Source organism: Bacillus proteolyticus (assembly GCF_001884065.1).
GTDB lineage: Bacteria > Bacillota > Bacilli > Bacillales > Bacillaceae_G > Bacillus_A > Bacillus_A proteolyticus.
In genome coordinates this window covers 1-13,116 of sequence record NZ_MACH01000167.1, presented here as the reverse complement: position 1 = coordinate 13,116, position 13,116 = coordinate 1, and the positions used below count along the sequence as shown (strand labels likewise).

Below are 13,116 nucleotides of genomic sequence, written 5' to 3'. Positions count from 1 at the left end.
CAATTATTAAACCAAAAGTTATTGTGCTGCAGCCATTGGCATGCGTACAACTTCAACATTGTAGTAAGTGATTTTATTATCAAGAATATATTCTGGCATCCCGCCTTGATGTGAGTGAGCATCTTTAAATGCTGAGCTCTTCGTCCAACCTTGGAAATCTTCTTTTGCATTCCAGCGTGTGCTAATTGTTACTTCATCATAATCAACTGTATTTTGCGTTAAAAGAACCTCTAACCCTAAAAAGCCTGGCATCGTTTCGACTTGACCTACTTTATTAAAGCGCTCAATTAATTTATGTCCATTTCCCTTTGTAATTTTAGCTGTATTTGTAACAATAATCATGTTTTATTCCTCCTATAAATGTAGCCTTTATTTTCGAGAACTCATATACATTAAATGATAATGAAAATCATTATCATTGTCAATGATAATTTTAAATTATGATAATATTTTTTTATGTAAGTACGGTTTCCTCCTGTTGAATGTGTTGACTATATATTTAACTTGGTTATATATTATGTGAATATAATTAATTGAAAATATGTAGAAGTAAAGAATGTTTATACTTTGCTGTCGCAATACTATGAACAAGGAGGATATTATGGTCGAATCACTTTTACTTAGTATCGTTATTATTATTACACTGGGCATCGCCTCACAATGGACTGCATGGCGCTTCCAGCTATAGTTGTTATGGCCGTCGCTGGGTTATTAATTGGTCCCGTTTTCGGTATTATTAATCCAAAAGAGGTACTCGGAGATATTTTTAGTCCGCTCGTATCACTTTCTGTTGCCATTATATTATTTGAAGGTAGTTTAAGTTTAGATATACGTGAACTGAGAGGATTGTCAAAACCTGTATTTCGTATTGTTACGGTTGGTGCGTTTATTGCTTGGATTGCTGGATCACTTGCAGCTCATTTCGTCGCTGGATTGGATTGGGCGGTTGCATTTATTATTGGAGGACTTTTCATTGTGACGGGTCCAACGGTAATTATTCCGTTATTACGTCAAGCGCGATTAAAACCAAGAACAGCTGCCATTTTAAAGTGGGAAGGGATTATCGTTGATCCATTTGGAGCTTTACTTGCTGTATTTGCTTTTCAAATTGTAAATTTCTTAACGAAAGAAACTGTACAACTGCATACGTTACTATATTTCTTTGCTGGTTCATTATTCGCAATGGTGCTCGGATATGCATGTAGTATTTTTATGAGCTATATGATTTTAAAAGGAAAAGTACCAGAGTATTTAAAGGCGCCGCTTTTGCTCGTTACGGTATTATTATGTTTCGGTATTGCAGATGAAGTGATGCATGAAACAGGTATGTTAGCCGTAACGGTAATGGGGATTACGCTTGCTCGGATGAAGAAATATATTTCATCTATCGGTGATATTCGACATTTCAACGAAAATATTTCAGTACTATTAACGTCGACTGTTTTTATCATATTAACAGCTTCGCTTCCAAGGACGACTATTATGGAGATTTTTAGCTGGCCTATTATAAGTTTTGTACTTATGATGCTATTTGTTGTTCGTCCTTTATCGATTTGGGTATCGACAATTGGAACAGAGTTAACAAAATCAGAACGGGCTTTAGTTGGTTGGATTGCGCCGCGAGGTATTGTTGCATTAACTGTTTCTAGTTATTTTGCGACTGAGTTATTACAAGAAGGTTATAAAGATGCTTCAATATTAACGGCACTTACATTTGCGCTCGTTATTACGACAGTTTGCGCTCACGGATTCTCAATTAGGTTTTTAGCTAAGAAATTAGGATTGGCGAATACTGAGCCGCCAGGTATTTTAATTTCAGGCGCGAGTACATTCTCAGCTGCTTTTGCGTTGCATTGTAAAGAGATGAATATTCCGAGTTTAATTGTAGATGTATCAGAAGAACATTTGCAATGTGCGAAAGTAAAAGAACTTAATACTTATAATGGCCAAATACTCTCAGAACAGTTGCAATTTGAAGTTGATATGAATCAATATGAATACTTAATTGCAGTTACAGATACGGATTCATATAACGTATTGGTTGCCAATACGTATGTTCCGCAGTTTGGACATCATAATACATTTTTACTCCCAATTCATGATGTGGAAAAAATTGAACAAGAGCGCATTTCTCTTTCGAAAAAAGCGCATTTACTGTTTGGGAAAAATGAAATTTATGAAGAGTTAAATAGAAAGATTGAAGATGGTTATACATTTAAAACGATACAAGTTGAGAAAGAACAAAAAATTAATAAAGAAGAGGTCTATTCAGAGGATGTACTATTATTGATTCGTCACAATGACGGTAGTCTTACGTTTTCGACATTGTATAAATATATAACAGTTATGCCAGGAGATGAGCTAGTTGTACTAGCAAAGCAATAATATGGTATAGTGAAACGAGGCTGTTTTTTAGCCTCTTTTTTATATGCTTCCTACTAATAGAAAGCATTCAAATGGAAAGGAAGACATTACATGCGATCTGAAGTAACTATAAAAATAAAACCGAAATTTATAAAAGAAATTAAAAGTGGATATCCGCTTATTTTAAAAGATGCAATTCAAAACTTAAATGATGTTCGTGAAGAAGGAACAATCATCAAAGTAGTAGATGAAAAGAACCAATTTATCGGAAAAGGCTATTATGGAAAACAAAATAAAGGGTATGGCTGGATTTTAACGAGAAAAGAAAAAGAGCAAATTAATCAGGATTTCTTTGAAAGTAAAATCAAATCCGCGTTACATAAACGAAAGCAGTTCTATAAATCAAAGGATACAACGGCATTCCGTGCCCTAAATGGTGAGGGAGACGGTCTTGGCGGTTTAATCATCGATTATTATGACGGTTTTTACGTGGTGAGCTGGTATAGTGAGGGGATTTATACTTTCAGAGATGAAATTGTAGCAGCTCTTCAAAAAGTATCGAACTTTAAAGGTATCTATGAGAAAAAGCGTTTTGATACGAAAGGGAAATACATTGAAGATGATGATTTCGTAGCAGGAGAGCGCGGTGAGTTCCCACTTATCGTAAAAGAAAACGGTGTAAACTTTGCTGTATATTTAAATGACGGGGCGATGGTTGGTGTATTTTTAGATCAACGTAACGTTCGAAAACAAATTCGTGATAAATATGCACAAGGAAGAACTGTTTTAAATATGTTCTCTTATACAGGAGTGTTCTCTGTATTTGCAGCGCTTGGCGGCGCAAGTAAAACAACAAGTGTTGACCTTGCCAATCGTAGTTTAAGTAAAACGATTGAGCAGTTCAGTGTAAATGAAATTGATTACGAAGCACAAGACATTATTGTAGAAGATGTATTTTTATATTTCAAATATGCAGCTAAGAAAAAGATGAAATTTGATATGGTGGTACTTGATCCTCCAAGTTTTGCACGCTCTAAAAAATATACATTTAGCGCAGCGAAAGACTATAAAAACTTATTAAAAGAAACAATCGCGATTACAGAAAATAACGGTATTATCGTTGCTTCTACAAATTGTAGCGCGTTCGATATGAAAAAGTTTAAAGGTTTTATCGATACAGCATTTAAAGAAATGAATGGAAAATATAAAATATTAGAAGAACATTCTTTACCAGAAGATTTCCGTACAATTGATCAGTTTAAAGAGGGAGACTATTTAAAAGTAGTTTTCATCGAGAAAATTAAAGGTTAATACAGAAAAAGGAGCTCAAGTTTAAATGAGCTCCTTTTCTTATTGAACGATATTTTGTACTCTGCCAACTTGCCCATCCTGCAATCGTACTTTAATACCGTGCGGATGAGAGGGGGAGTTAGTTAGAATATCTTTTACAATTCCTCTTGTTAGCTTGCCTGTACGTTGATCTTGTTTTAATACAATATCAACTTCAAGACCTGATGAAATATTAGATCGTTTTTGTCCGCTCATTTACACACCTGTACGTCTACGTTGGTTGTTTGTTTTCTTCGTTTGTTGGTTTTGTAATTTTTTCGTTGCTTGGCTTTGATTCGTATTGTTTGCAGCATTTCCATTTCCTTGCTTTTTCTTTGCAAGTTGTTCGCGCATTAAATCAGCTAAGCTTACTTTTTTGTTTTCTGACATGATAAGTCTCCTTTATATAAAGTTAATTATGAACAATAGTAGTGAATTTTATCATATCATTGTTAAGGAAGGAAGGGAAGTTGGTTTGAAAATTCATATAATTCTTTCCAGCATTCCTTCGTTACGATACAATTAAAATGTTAATGTTTGTAAAAAAGGGGATAGAAATATGTCACATCATATTTTATTAGTTGAAGATGACATCTCAATTCAAGAGATGGTTGAAACATATTTAGTAAAAGAAGGTTTTCACGTTACAATCGCATCTGATGGAGAAGAAGGCGTTAACGCATTTTTAAAAGGTTCATTTGATTTGATTATCCTCGATATTATGATGCCAAAGCTAGATGGCTTAGAGGTTGTGCGAATCATTCGAGAAAAAAGTGCGGTGCCGATTTTAATGATGTCGGCAAAAGATACAGATGTTGATAAAGCTGTTGGGTTAGGACTTGGAGCAGATGATTACATTTGTAAGCCGTTTTCTATGATTGAATTGGTAGCACGTGTAAAAGCCGCTATTCGAAGGTCTACAAAGTATTCAGCTGTGGAATCGAAAGGTGAGGCCATTCAGATTGGTGATTTAATAATTGACCCAATTAATTTTACTGTGGAGAAAAAGGGAAGACAGCTTAAACTTACTTTAAAAGAATTTGAGATTTTAAAGCTATTCGTGAAGAATCAAAATCGTGTTTTTACGAAAGCACAAATATATACGCTTGTTTGGAATGAAGAATATTATGGTGATGATAATGTTATTAATGTTCATATGAGAAGATTACGTGAGAAAATTGAAAGTGATCCATCTAATCCGGAATATATTAAAACACTATGGGGCATCGGTTATAAGTTGGAAGTGATGTAATATGGTCAATCTGTTAATAGGCATTATTTTTATATTGTTATGTGTCATTTACATACAATATAAAATGAGAAAAAACAGTAGCGGGAATTTACGGTACACATATGAAAAGCTAGAAAGTATTGTAAATGAAAAAACAGGTGAGAAGTTACTCGTTATGACAGATGATCCAGAATTGCAAAGGTTATTAGTAGCAATTAATCAATTATTAGATGCAAAACAGAAAACGAATGCCGATCATGCGAAAGTAGAAATTTCGATGAGAAAAATGCTTTCAAATATTTCACATGATTTAAAGACGCCATTAACCGTTATTCTTGGATATACAGAAATGTTAAATGCGGATAAAACGATAAATGAAGAAGAACGGCGAATATTACTTGAAAAGGTGCATATGAAAACGCTGGAAGTGATGGAACTGATTCATAAGTTTTTTGATTTGGCGAAATTAGAATCTGGTGACAAGGCAATCGAGATGACAAAAGTAAATATGAATGAAGTTTGCCGCGAGAAGATTTTATCTTTTTATGATTTAGTGACGACGAAAGGTTTTCATGTTCATATTGATATACCAGAAAGAAATATATATGCACTTGGAAATGTAGAAGTATTAGGTAGAGTATTGAATAATTTAATATCAAATGCGATTACATATGGAGACGATGGAAAGACACTCGGTATGACGTTAAGAGATGATGAAACGAGTGTGTATATAGATGTATGGGATACAGGAAAAGGAATTGATGAATCTCATATTGATAAAGTGTTTGAGCGTATGTACACACTTGAAGATTCAAGAAATAGATTGTACCAAGGAAGCGGTCTAGGATTAACGATTACAAAAAGGCTTGTGGAAGCGATGGATGGAAAAATTCATCTTTCTAGTAGGCCGTATGAAAAAACAATTTTTACAGTTGTATTAACAAAGATGCAGTTTTAGCTTGTAGAGAAGTAGATTCTACAAGCTTTTTTTCAGCGTAAGAAATTTGTAAGGAACGGGTAAGAAAAAAGAGATTTTCGTTGTCTATTATAGAAATATAAAGTAGTGCGAAAGGAGACAGTGACATGACATATATATTAAAAACGAATCAGTTAACGAAAGTGCTTAAAGGAAAAGAAGTTATTTCTAGCGTTAACATGCATGTGAAAAAAGGAGAGATATACGGTTTCTTAGGACCGAACGGTGCAGGTAAAACAACGATTATGAAAATGATCACAAATTTAATCAAACCGACGAGCGGTGATATTGAAATTTTCGGTGAGAAGTTAACAGACACTTCTTATGAAGTATTAAAAAGAATGGGAACAATTATTGAATATCCGGTTTTTTATGAGAAGCTAACAGCAAAGGAAAACTTAGAATTACATTGTGAATATATGGGCTATTACGATAAAAATGCAATTGATCATGCTTTAAATTTAGTGAAACTGCACGGCATTGATAATAAAAAAGTAAAAGATTTTTCATTAGGGATGAAACAACGACTCGGTATTGCAAGAGCAATCATGACAAAACCAGAGCTTCTCATTTTAGATGAACCAATTAACGGTTTAGATCCAATTGGTATTAAAGAATTGCGAGATTTATTTAAAATGCTCTGCAAAGAATATGGCATTACTTTATTAGTTTCTAGTCATATTTTAGGCGAAATGGAACAAATGGCAGATACAATTGGTGTTATTCAAAATGGGAAACTAATAAAAGAAGTTTCAATGAAGAGTATTAATGGAAAACAAACAGAGTACATTGAAATCACTGTTCCTGATGTAAAACGTGCAGCTTATATTCTAGAAGATAAACTCGGTATAAAAAATTACAAAATAATGAGTGGAAACATGATTCGTGTTTATGAAGTGGCGGTGACGCAGCAAGCAATTTCAAAAGCACTCATTATGAATGATGTAGAAATTGAAAGTATTAATAAGAAGCATAGCTCCTTAGAAGAATATTTCTTGAATGTAATGGATAGAGAAGGCATTCATGCTTAATGGAGGTGGCTTATATGTTTAAACTAATGAAGCTCGAATGGAAGAAACATCAATTATCTAGTTACTTTAAAGGTGTAGCAATTTGTATTATAGTAATTTTTGCTGCGGTAAGTCTTATGGGGTTGGGAGCGAAATTGGAAGAAGATGCGGCGCTCACTGATTTTACAAAATATATGACCTTAGCAAACATCTTTATTAGGATGACATTTCTTATTTTTAGTTCGGTCATTTTATCACGTTTAGTAATTGATGAGTATAAGAACAAAACAATGCAACTATTGTTTATGTATCCATTGCGAAGGAAAATGTTAATGAGGGCGAAATTAACAATCGTTTTTAGTTTTTGTTTTGTGAGCATGATTATTGCTACTTTCACTATTAGTTTGCTCATACTTTTTATGAATCCAATGATGGGAGTAATTGAAACGCCTGTTACGATGGGGGAAATAATAGCTACCGTTCCAGCTACTTTTATAAATGCATTTATGATATCCGGTATAAGTTTAATTCCTTTATTTTTTGGGATGAGAAAGAAATCGACACCGACAACGATTACTTCTGCAGTAATAATTGGGATGATAATGAACAGTAACATTGGAAACAATCAAGTAAGTTTTTATAATTTTATAGCTATCCCAATAGTGCTCTGTTTATTAGGGATTTTTATTAGTTATCTTTCATATCGTAAAATCGACAAGGTTGATGTGGCGTAAAGTAAGTTTAAAACAACAACGAACTGGGGTATGAATGTTGAAAAAAAAATAGTAATTGCAATTTTATTTCTGACAATTGCTAGTGTGGTTTTTGGTTTTAAGACATTTCAGGGGAAAGATTTTAAGAAAGAAAAGTCTTTTGAGATAAATAATATAAAAGAAATAGAAGTGGATAATGAGAAATGGGATATTGAATTTAAAAGTACAGATGGTAACAAAATAGTAATTTCTGCTCAAGGTCAAAGAGTAGATAACGATTTAGAGCCTGTCAAAATAGAAAATGACGGAAAGAAAATTGTGATTAAACAAAAACAAAAGGCGATCAGATTTTTTAATGGTTTTACGTTTAGGAAGAAAAATAGTATATCTATAGCTATTCCGAAGAAAGAAATAGATAAAATTGTATTAAATAATAAATCTGGTGATGTGAAAATAAGCGATATAGTAGTAAAAAGTATCGTGACAAAAGGCAAATCTGGAGATGAAATGATTTTAGGACTATCGGCAGAGAAAGGCGAATTCATATCGCAAAGTGGAGAGTTAGTTGTAAAAGATAGTTCAGTACAAGAGTTAAACATAAAGTCTACGACTGGTGATAACTATATAACAAATGTAAACAACTTCAATATGAACATCAATTCAACATCCGGTGAAGTATTACTGAAAGATATGACAGAAGGAAAATCATTATTTGTAGAAACAAAGTCAGGAGATATTGGCGTAAGGTATAAAGGTGTTCCAGCTTCATTGAAACTTACAGCTAAAAGTAATTCGAATGACATAATGGTGAATGTAAACGGATTGAAGAAAGACAAGAATACTGAAAAGATAATAGAAGGAATCATTGGTGATGCAACAAATGAAGTGAAGATTTTAAGTGAAACAGGAGCAATTTATATTGATTAAGTCTTAAACGAGAGGAGGACCATCATGCTACGTCTTATGAAGCTAGAACTGAAGAAATTTAAACTTGGCTGGTACGTGAAGAGAGCAGTAATTGCAAATCTTGTTATACTGGCATTATTGATTTTTGTCAGCATCGTTTCTCAAATAGAGGGAGATCCAGAAATAAGAGATCCGCAGGCGATTTTGTTAATGGCTAGTGCAATAGTAAGAGCAACATTTATTATTTTTGGTGCTGTACTAATAGCTAAGTTAATAATTGATGAATATAAAAACAAAACAATATTACTCATGTTTTCTTATCCAATTAATCGAAAGAAAATAATGATTAGTAAGTTGGCTATTACAGCAATATTAACATTCATAACAGTTATTTTATCCAATATTTTTGTAGTAGGAATTTTCATTGGAGTAGATAGTTATTTTTCGATTCTTTCTAATCCATTTACAGTAGATCAATTGATTCAAGAAGGGATAAATCTCGTTCCTTTAGCCATTGCCACTGCTGGAATAAGCTTAATTCCTCTATACTTCGGAATGCGTAAACGTTCAGTGCCAACTACTATTGTTTCGTCTATTATCGTTGTACTAATTGCAATTAATAACCCACCAATATTTCCTATAGCGACCTTTCTTCCCCTTCAACTAGCATTTGCAGTGATTGGAGTTGCGATTGCATATTACGGAATTAAAAATATAGAGAGGGAAGATGTAACAGCGTGACAAGAATAAGAAAAAAGAGTTGGCGTTACACCAACTCTTTTTTTGTATATGTATGCTTTGTTACTATTCTGTAAATTTGTAGTGTTTACTCAAATACTCTTGCACTCCTGGAGAAATGTTAAAGTTATTAGGACTTTTATATTCGATAGTAAATTCTCCGTCTCCACTTGTTTCAAAGGAGACCGCATAGCTATCCATTTTAGCATCGTAAGAAGTATTTTTGACTTCCACATCTAGATTAAAGTATTTTGTAATATATTCTTTTGATTCCGTAATTGCTGTTTGTTTTTCCAAAGGGGTACCATAATATGTGAAATAAAGAGATACACTAATAACTCCAATAATAGAAGTTAGTAAAATAGTTCCCATAACTATTTTTTTATTTTTTGTATTCAATTTGGTTGCGCCTCCTTATAATATGTATTCATTTTAACGTGTTTTTTCCATAAAACAACCATTTAATAGAAAATAGTTTCACATGAAACAAGTTACAGAAAAAGACAAGGTTTGTAAACACCTTGTCTTTTTCTGTAGTTACATTTTAGGAGCTTCCATTCCAGCCGCAGCCCATTCTTCTTTTGCAGGACCATATACGCCAGGAACTGTTAAGCCAGCTTGGCGCATTAAAACTGTCATTTGTCCGCGGTGGTGATTTTGATGATTAATGAGCGTCATTAAAAATATAGAATTCGGCATAGGGCGACCAAAGAAATCATTAATAGTAGTTAAGTCTTTATTAGTCCATTCGCTTTGAAGTGCTTCAACAAAAGCCGCATTTACTTTACGATACCCATCTGCAATTGTTTTTGCTGAAGTTGGAACAGGATAATCTTTCGTTTCCCCTTCAAACTTAAGCCCTGTACCAGATAGCATAACAGGAAGTGCTGTAACGATATGCCAAGCGACTCTCCCTAACGTCCAGTGCCCAGGTGCAATTTCTTGTGATAAAGATTCATCTGTTAATGTATCGAGCATCTTTTGAGTAGACTCAGCCTCGTATGTCCATGATTGTAAGAAGCCTTCAATTGTTTGGTACATTGTTATCCCTCCTATTTTTGTTCATAGATTAAATTCGTGAGAGATAATATAATCCCTGTTCCACAAGAAATAATTAATTAAGCATTGCTACAATATGAAAATAATTAGAAAATATTTGTAAAAGTGTCAGAAAACGAATGTATTCATTCGTATATATAATGAATAAAGAATGGGATAAAGAATGGGATAAAGAATGGGATAAAGAGTGGTGATAAGGGTGAAGGATATAGAAATAGTAGAAGGTCTTCGAAAGCAAGATATGTTAGCATTACATACAGCAATTGATCGATATGGGGATTTAATTTATAAGGTGGTTCATAGTGTTTTAGATACGGCACAGAGTAAGGTGTTAGTGGACGAATGTGTTGATGATATTTTATTAATCGTTTGGTACAACATTAGTAGTTATGATGAAAATCGTGGGAAATTTAGAAACTGGCTTATATCTGTCGCTAAATTTAAAGCCATTGATTATAAACGAAAAAGTAATAAGGCTTATCAATTACAAGAGTTTCAGCAAGAAATATATGAAGATAGAAAAAATGTCAATTTAACAAAAGAAGAGCGAGATTATAATTTTTACGTTTTAATTAAAGAATTGAATGAAGAAGATAAGAAAATTTTTATAAAAAGGTATTTAGATGAATATAGCGTACAAGAAATAGCGCTTGAATTCGGTATGACACGAGATACGGTATATAGCAGGCTTTCAAGAGGGAGAAAAAAATTGAAGAAGATGTTGGGGGGGGAAAAGAAATGAATAAAGAAAAGTTACTTCAGGAATTAAATAACTTGCAGTATAGCGATAATTTTGTAGATGATTATAGAAATGATGAGAAAATAGATAAAAAGAAAATAGATCGTACAAAAGAAGTTGTAACAAAAACAATTTTAATGAAACGTTGTTATGAGGTTGTACAAGAAGAGTTACAGGGAAGCGAAGAGATTTTATATAGTATGTTTGCTGAAAATCCTCGCGTGAAAAATTGGCAGACAGGAACAGCGATGAGCTTAGGGGTAGGCGTTCTTGCAATGAACTTCGGTATTAATAATGTGTTAATCGTTACAAATAAACGGTTGTATATGTTTTTTATGGATCGTTATTATAATGAAGTTGATTTAAAAGTATGTGTATTGAATGAAGTAGCTTATATGAAAACAATATTAGTCCGTAAAGGTGGAAGTGAGTTTCTGCATATAAAGTATAAAAATGATAAGGAATACGTATTATTGGGAAATGCTGATGATTACAGAGAGTTATTTCAAATAGTAGGTAGATTGAAAATAGCAAACGGAATAGAACTAAGGTTACAGGATAAGAAATTAAAGAGACGGTTAACTTTAAAACGAAGTGTGTTTAATATAATCATGTACTCACTTGTTATATACTTTATGTACAAAGCTTATATTAATTTTATGCCATAATAAAAAAGACGGCTTCACATATATGAAGCCGTCTTTTAACTAACCTTCTTCCCACTCTTCCTCATCAACCATAAGAAATACGGTGCTCCAAGTACAGCAACAACAAGCCCAGAAGGAATTTCCTTCGGATATGCAATCGTTCGTCCGAGTAAGTCAGCAACGGAAAGAAGGATTGCTCCAAACAGTGCTGAACAAACGAATAGTCTTTGATGATTCATGCCAACAACGATTCGCGCTAAGTGCGGTGCAACAAGGCCTAAAAAGGCGATAGTACCGACAGCAGCAATATTAATTGATGCAAGTAGTGTCACTAACACAATTAGAGCAAGATGCGTTTTATTTACAGGCTGCCCGAGTCCGGTTGCTAAATCATCGCCAAGCACAAGAACGTCGAGTTATTTCATTTTATTATAATTCTTAATGTCTGCCATCCCTACTGGCTGAACACCAAGTGCTAATAAGTCTTCTGAATATACCCACTCAAGTACAACAACTTTTTTCGCTGGTTTATCTAACTTCGTTTCCCCTTCAGCGTGTTTAATTGCTATAGCTTGATTTTTATTGTCCGCTTTTGTTTCTTTTTTCTCCTCTTTTTGCTGACCACATCCAACATCGAATAGAAGAACTGCTATGAAAATACCGATAATTTTCTTCATCTTCTGCCCAAAAATAAAATGTTTTATTTGCAATATGTACGATGGTGAAAATCATTATCAATTAAAACATCCAAATCATACTATGAGGGCATTTTAAGTGTCAATATTTTTTGGGAATTTAGACTAAAAATAACGATTTATATAGATTTTAATATGTCATATTAAAATGCATACGTGTATCAAAGTTGAAGGAGCTGAAATTCCTTTAATGAGGAAGGCGAAAGTACAAGCGAAAGGAGAGCGTATTGCATGTAATATTTATTAGAATGTAAGGAAAAAAACTTTGTTTATAAAAGGTTTGTTCCAGAGCGGGTAGTTGATAAGGAAAATAAAAACTGATTTATATTAGAAAGATATTTTTAATTAGTGGGCTGTACTTAAACGATTGAACACGAAGGAGGGTCAACATGTCTTTATGGAGTAATAATGCAAATGGATATTGTGGATGTAATAATCAAAATGGTTTACATGTTGATTCGTGCTGTTTTAGTTGCGATGGGACAGTTCCTAAGCTTGGGCCAACAGGTCCAACGGGAGCAACAGGAGCAACGGGAGCAACAGGTCCAACGGGAGCGACAGGTTCAACAGGAGCAACGGGAGCGACAGGAGTAACGGGAGCAACGGGCTCAACAGGAGCAACGGGTCCAACGGGAGCAACAGGAGTAACGGGAGCAACGGGTCCGACGGGAGTGACAGGAGCAACGGGCTCAACGGGAGTGACGGGTTC

15 protein-coding genes and 3 pseudogenes are annotated in these 13,116 nt (G+C 33.8%); 11 read left to right on the top strand and 7 right to left on the bottom strand.

All coding sequences use genetic code 11. The features are described 5' to 3' along the window. Positions 1 to 18: 18 nt before the first annotated feature. Positions 19 to 342: a heme oxygenase gene (isdG, locus tag BAQ49_RS29915; RefSeq protein ID WP_000587825.1), complete on the bottom strand. Its 324-nt coding sequence runs from the start codon at positions 340 to 342 to the stop codon at positions 19 to 21. 259 nt (positions 343 to 601) lie between these two features. Between isdG and BAQ49_RS29910 the strand changes: the two are divergent. Then, a pseudogene (locus BAQ49_RS29910) lies at positions 602 to 2,385 on the top strand (cation:proton antiporter). A gap of 90 nt (positions 2,386 to 2,475) precedes the next feature. Continuing rightward, positions 2,476 to 3,675, top strand: a complete 1,200-nt coding sequence (locus tag BAQ49_RS29905) for a class I SAM-dependent rRNA methyltransferase (protein ID WP_071748246.1) — start codon at positions 2,476 to 2,478, stop codon at positions 3,673 to 3,675. Between the two features lie 39 nt (positions 3,676 to 3,714). Here BAQ49_RS29905 and BAQ49_RS29900 read toward each other — a convergent pair whose 3' ends face one another. Both BAQ49_RS29900 and BAQ49_RS33205 read right to left on the bottom strand, forming a co-directional pair. Continuing rightward, the gene (locus BAQ49_RS29900) at positions 3,715 to 3,909 is read right to left on the bottom strand and encodes a YwbE family protein (protein WP_071748245.1); all 195 of its coding nucleotides are present in this window, start codon (positions 3,907 to 3,909) and stop codon (positions 3,715 to 3,717) included. Continuing rightward, positions 3,910 to 4,083 carry a hypothetical protein gene (locus BAQ49_RS33205; RefSeq protein ID WP_071748244.1) on the bottom strand — a complete coding sequence of 58 codons (174 nt, stop codon included), beginning with the start codon at positions 4,081 to 4,083 and terminating at the stop codon, positions 3,910 to 3,912. 169 nt (positions 4,084 to 4,252) lie between these two features. Between BAQ49_RS33205 and BAQ49_RS29890 the strand changes: the two genes are divergently transcribed. The 6 genes from BAQ49_RS29890 to BAQ49_RS29865 all read left to right on the top strand — a co-directional run bounded on the left by BAQ49_RS29890 (position 4,253) and on the right by BAQ49_RS29865 (position 9,270). Then, entirely contained in the window at positions 4,253 to 4,945 is a 693-nt protein-coding gene (locus BAQ49_RS29890; protein WP_071748243.1) for a response regulator transcription factor, read from the top strand. Position 4,946: 1 nt separating this feature from the next. After that, positions 4,947 to 5,882, top strand: a complete 936-nt coding sequence (locus BAQ49_RS29885; RefSeq protein WP_071748242.1) for a HAMP domain-containing histidine kinase — start codon at positions 4,947 to 4,949, stop codon at positions 5,880 to 5,882. A 125-nt stretch (positions 5,883 to 6,007) separates the two neighbouring features. Further along, entirely contained in the window at positions 6,008 to 6,931 is a 924-nt protein-coding gene (locus BAQ49_RS29880) for an ABC transporter ATP-binding protein (RefSeq protein ID WP_071748241.1), read from the top strand. A 14-nt stretch (positions 6,932 to 6,945) separates the two neighbouring features. Continuing rightward, positions 6,946 to 7,644 (top strand): ABC transporter permease, encoded by a 699-nt coding sequence (locus BAQ49_RS29875; RefSeq protein ID WP_071748240.1) that lies wholly within the window; start codon positions 6,946 to 6,948, stop codon positions 7,642 to 7,644. A 30-nt stretch (positions 7,645 to 7,674) separates the two neighbouring features. Continuing rightward, positions 7,675 to 8,550, top strand: coding sequence for a DUF4097 family beta strand repeat-containing protein (locus tag BAQ49_RS29870; RefSeq protein ID WP_071748239.1), 876 nt, complete (start codon positions 7,675 to 7,677; stop codon positions 8,548 to 8,550). A gap of 24 nt (positions 8,551 to 8,574) precedes the next feature. Then, a complete protein-coding gene (locus BAQ49_RS29865) occupies positions 8,575 to 9,270 on the top strand; it encodes an ABC transporter permease (protein ID WP_071748238.1) in 696 nt (231 codons plus the stop codon). A gap of 63 nt (positions 9,271 to 9,333) precedes the next feature. Here the strand turns inward: BAQ49_RS29865 and BAQ49_RS29860 are convergent, their stop codons facing one another. Beyond that, on the bottom strand, positions 9,334 to 9,666 hold the full coding sequence (locus tag BAQ49_RS29860; RefSeq protein WP_071748237.1) for a YfjL-like protein: 333 nt from the start codon (positions 9,664 to 9,666) through the stop codon (positions 9,334 to 9,336). A gap of 138 nt (positions 9,667 to 9,804) precedes the next feature. Then, positions 9,805 to 10,308: a DinB family protein gene (locus BAQ49_RS29855; protein ID WP_071748236.1), complete on the bottom strand. Its 504-nt coding sequence runs from the start codon at positions 10,306 to 10,308 to the stop codon at positions 9,805 to 9,807. A gap of 208 nt (positions 10,309 to 10,516) precedes the next feature. Here BAQ49_RS29855 and BAQ49_RS29850 point away from each other — a divergent pair, with 208 nt between their 5' ends. Continuing rightward, complete coding sequence (locus BAQ49_RS29850; RefSeq protein WP_071748385.1) at positions 10,517 to 11,068, top strand: sigma-70 family RNA polymerase sigma factor; 552 nt, start codon at positions 10,517 to 10,519, stop codon at positions 11,066 to 11,068. Continuing rightward, on the top strand, positions 11,065 to 11,733 hold the full coding sequence (locus BAQ49_RS29845; protein ID WP_071748235.1) for a septation ring formation regulator EzrA: 669 nt from the start codon (positions 11,065 to 11,067) through the stop codon (positions 11,731 to 11,733). Before BAQ49_RS29850 ends, BAQ49_RS29845 begins: the two co-directional genes overlap by 4 nt. Positions 11,734 to 11,768: 35 nt before the next feature. On the opposite strand, the pseudogene BAQ49_RS29840 reads toward BAQ49_RS29845, so the two are convergent. Together BAQ49_RS29840 and BAQ49_RS32615 are read right to left on the bottom strand one after the other, a co-directional pair. Next, positions 11,769 to 12,128: pseudogene (locus BAQ49_RS29840) on the bottom strand (FecCD family ABC transporter permease); the annotation flags it as partial. A gap of 9 nt (positions 12,129 to 12,137) precedes the next feature. Then, positions 12,138 to 12,389: pseudogene (locus tag BAQ49_RS32615) on the bottom strand (ABC transporter substrate-binding protein); the annotation flags it as partial. Positions 12,390 to 12,796: 407 nt separating this feature from the next. Between BAQ49_RS32615 and BAQ49_RS29835 the strand changes: the two are divergent. Continuing rightward, positions 12,797 to 13,116: collagen-like triple helix repeat-containing protein (locus tag BAQ49_RS29835; protein ID WP_131802737.1), on the top strand; the 320-nt coding region annotated here is incomplete at its 3' end.

Coding starts and splice junctions, on each gene's coding strand:
- BAQ49_RS29875 (WP_071748240.1), top strand. CDS start 6,946: ATGTTTAAACTAATGAAGCTCGAATGGAAGAAACATCAATTATCTAGT.
- BAQ49_RS29855 (WP_071748236.1), bottom strand. CDS start 10,308: ATGTACCAAACAATTGAAGGCTTCTTACAATCATGGACATACGAGGCT.
- BAQ49_RS29870 (WP_071748239.1), top strand. CDS start 7,675: ATGAATGTTGAAAAAAAAATAGTAATTGCAATTTTATTTCTGACAATT.
- BAQ49_RS33205 (WP_071748244.1), bottom strand. CDS start 4,083: ATGTCAGAAAACAAAAAAGTAAGCTTAGCTGATTTAATGCGCGAACAA.
- BAQ49_RS29885 (WP_071748242.1), top strand. CDS start 4,947: ATGGTCAATCTGTTAATAGGCATTATTTTTATATTGTTATGTGTCATT.
- BAQ49_RS29880 (WP_071748241.1), top strand. CDS start 6,008: ATGACATATATATTAAAAACGAATCAGTTAACGAAAGTGCTTAAAGGA.
- BAQ49_RS29900 (WP_071748245.1), bottom strand. CDS start 3,909: ATGAGCGGACAAAAACGATCTAATATTTCATCAGGTCTTGAAGTTGAT.
- BAQ49_RS29905 (WP_071748246.1), top strand. CDS start 2,476: ATGCGATCTGAAGTAACTATAAAAATAAAACCGAAATTTATAAAAGAA.
- BAQ49_RS29845 (WP_071748235.1), top strand. CDS start 11,065: ATGAATAAAGAAAAGTTACTTCAGGAATTAAATAACTTGCAGTATAGC.
- BAQ49_RS29890 (WP_071748243.1), top strand. CDS start 4,253: ATGTCACATCATATTTTATTAGTTGAAGATGACATCTCAATTCAAGAG.
- BAQ49_RS29865 (WP_071748238.1), top strand. CDS start 8,575: ATGCTACGTCTTATGAAGCTAGAACTGAAGAAATTTAAACTTGGCTGG.
- isdG (WP_000587825.1), bottom strand. CDS start 342: ATGATTATTGTTACAAATACAGCTAAAATTACAAAGGGAAATGGACAT.